This window comes from Shewanella sp. M16 (genome assembly GCF_018224605.1).
Lineage (GTDB): Bacteria > Pseudomonadota > Gammaproteobacteria > Enterobacterales > Shewanellaceae > Shewanella > Shewanella oncorhynchi.
This window is the reverse complement of record NZ_JAGTUL010000088.1, coordinates 1-4,641: the sequence shown is the minus strand read 5'-3', so window position 1 is coordinate 4,641 and position 4,641 is coordinate 1. Positions and strand designations below refer to the sequence as shown.

Below are 4,641 nucleotides of genomic sequence, written 5' to 3'. Positions count from 1 at the left end.
TCTTGAAATCACGGTGGTGAGACATCTGAAAAAGTATGATGATGGTCATCACTTCGCTCATCGTCATACGGCCAGCGCGTTGACGCTTGCGTGTGCCATCGGTTAACAGCGTTTTTTCCCATTCTGGCATGAAAACAGCGCAAAAATCATCTACATCGCAAAATACTTCCACTAATTTATGCATAGGCCCTCCGGTGTGATGGGGTTTCTATTGGTCGAAAGATCCGATTACTTGGAGGGCTATTAATTCAAATTTTTTATCCCGAGTTCAGGTTATGTAGGTTTCATCTATTCGCCATGAGCCAGATACTCGATGCTTGCTCTTTCTGAATTTAGCTTCAAGCTGTGGTGCATATTTGATAGCCCAACGATTCAGTGTTGAGTGGTCAAAATGAATGTTTCGCTTCGCGAACATTTCCTCAATTTCACGGTAACTAAGTTTATAGGCTAGGTAATATCGTAGAGCTTGCATGATGATACGCAAGGAGTTTGTCTTTGACTGTTTTAGTTATTTTTTACCGTTGGATTACCGTTTAAATCACAAGCGATTTTTTTCATTTGTTAACTGGTATTCTTGCATTTAGCTTATATCCTTAATTTTGTGCCTGTAATGGTGCGTTCATTGGAAGAGCAGTATTAATGACAAATTAATCAGCAACAAATAAGGGAATAAGCATGAAATTACATTATTTACTATCGGCAATCGTGGCGGTGTATGGTTCAACGGCGTCCGCCAATGTCGATGAGCGACAAATATTGCGTTATGCTGAAATGGCTAGCGAGACGAGCAAAGTGATCATTGGTGAGAGAGCACCAGCCAATTTGGTATTAAACAATCAACATATTAGCGCATCAGATGCGGGCTTTGTAATCCGCCGCGAGTTGAGTCATCTTAATGCGGATTATATCAAGTTGCATTTTACTAATGTGCAGTTAAGTAACGGCGCAAAATTAGTGGTACGTAGCCCAGATAACAGCGAACGATATGAATATACAGCCACTGATATGAGAGCGGCGACGCTCGATGCTAAATTCGGAGATGATGGTATACACTCATTTTCTGTTATGTCGATATCAAATGACAGCGCTATCATTGAATATTATCCTAGTACCAGCGTTGCAGTAGATGAACAAAGTGAATTTGGGACGGTGGATAGTTATTTCTATGGCACTGAAAGCGTTATTCAACCTGCTGACGATCCCCTTAATGATGTGTCACCCCTTTCGACCTGTGGCGTGAATGAACGTAAAGGCGTTCAATGCTGGGCGGATAGCCATCCCATTGAGTTTGAACGAAGCCGGCCAATCGCACGTTTGGTTATTGGTGGACGCAGTTTATGCACTGGCTGGCGCGTTGGGGCTGATAATAAAATGTTTACCAATAACCACTGTGTGGAGACTGCGCAAGAGTTAGCATCTACTGAAGTGTGGTTTAATTATCAAAATAAAAGTTGTAACGGCAACACTAAAGAAACCATAGTCAAAGTGACCGGAAATGAGTTTTTTAAAACAGACTACACCCTCGATTACACTCTGTTTAGCGTCAATAACTTTACCGCTATTACCCAGTTTGGCCACCTGGGTCTCGAGGTACGTGATGCGTTGCAAGGTGAACTGATTTATATTCCACAGCATGGTTCGGGTAATCCAAAGGAGCTTGCGATTGAGTCAGATCAAGACAGTAATGGTCTGTGTCAAGTGAATGCAGCATCGACAAATGGCCGTGGCAGCAATACCGATATTGGTTATAACTGTGACACTATTGGCGGATCGTCCGGGTCACCTGTTATAGCGGCATCGAGCAATAACGCAGTAGCCTTACATCACTTAGGGGGGTGCTACAATAAAGGGGCAAAAATCAGTAAGATTTGGCCACAAGTATCAGACCATTTTAATGGCGTTGTACCAATAGGTGATAACGTCGGCAATATTCCAACGCCTACAGCACGCTTCACTTATAGCTGTGATTTTGAGCTGTGCAGCTTTAATGCCAGCGGCTCTAGTTCAAACAGTTCAATTAGTCATTACGATTGGAACTTCGGTGATAATCAAATAGGCGCTGGCGAACAACTCGCCCATACTTTTGCGGCTTCAGGTACTTATGATGTCAGCCTAACAGTGCTAGATTCTAATAACCAAAGTGATACCTTAACTCAGCAAGTGTCCGTGACTTCTGACGGCACATTGCCTAATAATGAACTCGTAAAAGGGCAACCTAAAACGGGAATTACAGGGGGCTCCGGTTCAGAAATATTTTACTATATTGACGTACCAATGGACGCTAGCAATATTACCATTAGGTTATCAGGTGGGATTGGTGACGCTGATTTGTATGTAAAAAAAGACAGTAAACCAACTTCAAATAGCTATGATTGCAGACCATTTAAAAATGGCAATAACGAAAGCTGTACATTAAATTCAGGCAACGGCCGTTATCATGTGATGTTGAAAGCTTATCGCAGTTATAGCGGTGTGAGTTTAGTGGCTGATTACACAAAAGGCAGTAACACATCGCCAGCAGATAGCATAGAGTTAGGGGTTTTGCGCCCATCCCCTCGAAATTAACCTTAAGAGTATTTCAATACGAGATCTGAATTTTAAGATTTTGTGAGAGAAGAAATTTATGTCCTCGGGGTAAGAAGCTTAGCGTACGTTTTTGTTCCATTGGGCTTCGTACCCCTAAGAGTGATAATTGCGCGATACCTCTGAAGATACGTCCAATGCTTTGCTGACTGGGGATCCAATTGGCGTAAGGTCGATGCAGGCGTAACTAGTCGAGCTTTAATGTGCTAAACTGATGGCAATCGGCCAAAGTCTGGGCACCTGAAATGACGGCACAGAGTACAAGGAAGCAGATATCAACTAGGTCATGGTCTTGATTTATATGAGAACGGCAGTCGGTGATACAATCGAGATGTTTAAGCATAAGGCTTCAAATGGCAAAGAAAAAGAGTGCTTTTTGTCCACGCGATTAAGCATGATCACCCCTTGGCTGGGAGGGGATCATTACGATGATAAAAGTATATGAATGGAGTGTTGATAGTGAAGAAAAATCTGGATTAGAGAAAGGTGTGTTAAATAAGAAGGTAGGGAGTAATTACAAAAAAGATAAATCATCTTGGGGACCAATGATTTGTTATTCTATAGCATTAAAATTTGGTGTATTAGATAAAACAATTAAGAAAGAAACCAGAGATACTATTAACAACATGTTAAAAAGGGGGGAGCAATCAAAGATATTCAGGCTTAATGGAAGTGAATATGTCAACAACAAGGAGATATTTTGATACTTCGTTGGTAAAAGAGTCTTGGATTATAAATTTTATTGATGATAAAAACTCTAGAGTCGTTCACACTGCATATATAAAGAAAAATAAAGATGGCCGTGTTGAAATGTTCCATGCGAATAATATGAGTTTAGATAGTGCTTTATCTATGGGAAGGGAGCTTAGTATTCTAGGTCTAACAACCCATTATAATCTTAGTGATAATTATGTAATTAATAGCTTGAATAATTGGCTAATAACATCTGAACATTGCTTCAAATTTACTTCTGTTTCAGAACCGAATATAACTACCAAGATTTAAATACAAGAACGGCTCTCAATAGGGAGCTATTCTTGCACTACAAAGGACATTCGAAGGGGAAAATCCTTCTAGTGGCACTGCTAATGATGTTTTAGTCGATAGTAATGTTAGTGTTTTTAATGTAACTGCACTTATTACGTGACTTTGTTTCCTAAATAGGTTGAACTAAAGCCGCAGATCTGATCGGCATCGCCTATCAACTTGCCCATCAACCGTGTCAAAACCTCGCTATAAAACAACCAACTGGAATCAATACAACCAAGCTTTAATCAACTGCGGTTCACTTACCTTCTGGATTGATGAGGATGCAATTGCTAAGTGGAAAGCCAAGGTCGAGCAGCCCAAGAAAGGTCGCCCTCGAGTGTTTAGCGACTTAGCCATTACCACTGCGTTGATGGTTAAGCGTATTTTCTCTATGCCACTGCGAGCCTTACAGGGCTTTATCAATTCGGTGTTTAAACTGGGTGACATCACATTATCTTGCCCGCATTACACCTGCATCAGTAAACGCGCGAAAACGGTCAATATTGCTTTTAAAACCAAGACTCGCGGCGCCATTGAGCACTTAGCTATCGACTCAACAGGCTTGAAGGTCTATGGCGAAGGTGAGTGGAAAGAGAAGAAACATGGCACAGATGTAAAGCGCCGAGTGTGGCGTAAACGGCATATTGCCGTAGATACGCATAGCCATGAAATTATTGCCGTAGATACGCATAGCCATGAAATTATTGCCGCAGAACTCAGTTTATCAGGTGTCACAGACGCTGAAGTGATGCCCAATTTACTTAAGCAAACCCATCGAAAAATCCGCAATATCTCGGGTGATGGTGCTTACGACACGAAAGCCTGTCATGAAGTCGTTCGTCGAAAACGCGCTTTAGTGCTCATTCCACCTAGGGAAGGTGCTGCGCTATGGGAACAAGGGTATCCACGAAACTTAGCCGTCAGTTGGCAACAGCTTCATGGCTCAAATAAGCAGTGGAAAAAACGATATGGTTATCATCGCCGTTCAATCTCAGAAACCGCTATGTACAGGATAAAACAACTGCTAGG

General features: G+C 41.7%; 4 protein-coding genes and 3 pseudogenes. 4 read left to right on the top strand and 3 right to left on the bottom strand.

Features of this window, described 5'->3' with window-relative positions:
• Window positions 1–184, bottom strand: a pseudogene (locus tag KFE26_RS23355) (IS982 family transposase); the annotation flags it as partial.
• 90 nt (window positions 185–274) lie between these two features.
• Window positions 275–472: pseudogene (locus tag KFE26_RS23350) on the bottom strand (IS6 family transposase); the annotation flags it as partial.
• A 203-nt stretch (window positions 473–675) separates the two neighbouring features.
• On the opposite strand from KFE26_RS23350, the gene KFE26_RS23345 reads away from it, so the two are divergent.
• Window positions 676–2,565, top strand: a complete 1,890-nt coding sequence (locus KFE26_RS23345; RefSeq protein WP_212601890.1) for a PKD domain-containing protein — start codon at window positions 676–678, stop codon at window positions 2,563–2,565.
• Between the two features lie 115 nt (window positions 2,566–2,680).
• Here KFE26_RS23345 and KFE26_RS23340 read toward each other — a convergent pair.
• Window positions 2,681–2,926: pseudogene (locus KFE26_RS23340) on the bottom strand (transposase family protein); the annotation flags it as partial.
• Window positions 2,927–3,011: 85 nt separating this feature from the next.
• On the opposite strand from KFE26_RS23340, the gene KFE26_RS23335 reads away from it, so the two are divergent.
• The 3 genes from KFE26_RS23335 to KFE26_RS23325 all read left to right on the top strand — a co-directional run.
• Window positions 3,012–3,287 carry a hypothetical protein gene (locus KFE26_RS23335; RefSeq protein ID WP_212601889.1) on the top strand — a complete coding sequence of 92 codons (276 nt, stop codon included), beginning with the start codon at window positions 3,012–3,014 and terminating at the stop codon, window positions 3,285–3,287.
• Window positions 3,262–3,588, top strand: a complete 327-nt coding sequence (locus KFE26_RS23330; protein ID WP_212601888.1) for a hypothetical protein — start codon at window positions 3,262–3,264, stop codon at window positions 3,586–3,588. Before KFE26_RS23335 ends, KFE26_RS23330 begins: the two co-directional genes overlap by 26 nt.
• Window positions 3,589–3,802: 214 nt before the next feature.
• Window positions 3,803–4,641, top strand: an 839-nt coding sequence (locus tag KFE26_RS23325) for an IS5 family transposase (protein WP_212601887.1), incomplete at its 3' end; no start/stop codon positions are given.

What these genes read in the sequence shown, in the direction of transcription:
- KFE26_RS23345 (WP_212601890.1), top strand. Translation starts at nt 676, where the DNA reads ATGAAATTACATTATTTACTATCGGCAATCGTGGCGGTGTATGGTTCA.
- KFE26_RS23335 (WP_212601889.1), top strand. Translation starts at nt 3,012, where the DNA reads ATGATAAAAGTATATGAATGGAGTGTTGATAGTGAAGAAAAATCTGGA.
- KFE26_RS23330 (WP_212601888.1), top strand. Translation starts at nt 3,262, where the DNA reads ATGTCAACAACAAGGAGATATTTTGATACTTCGTTGGTAAAAGAGTCT.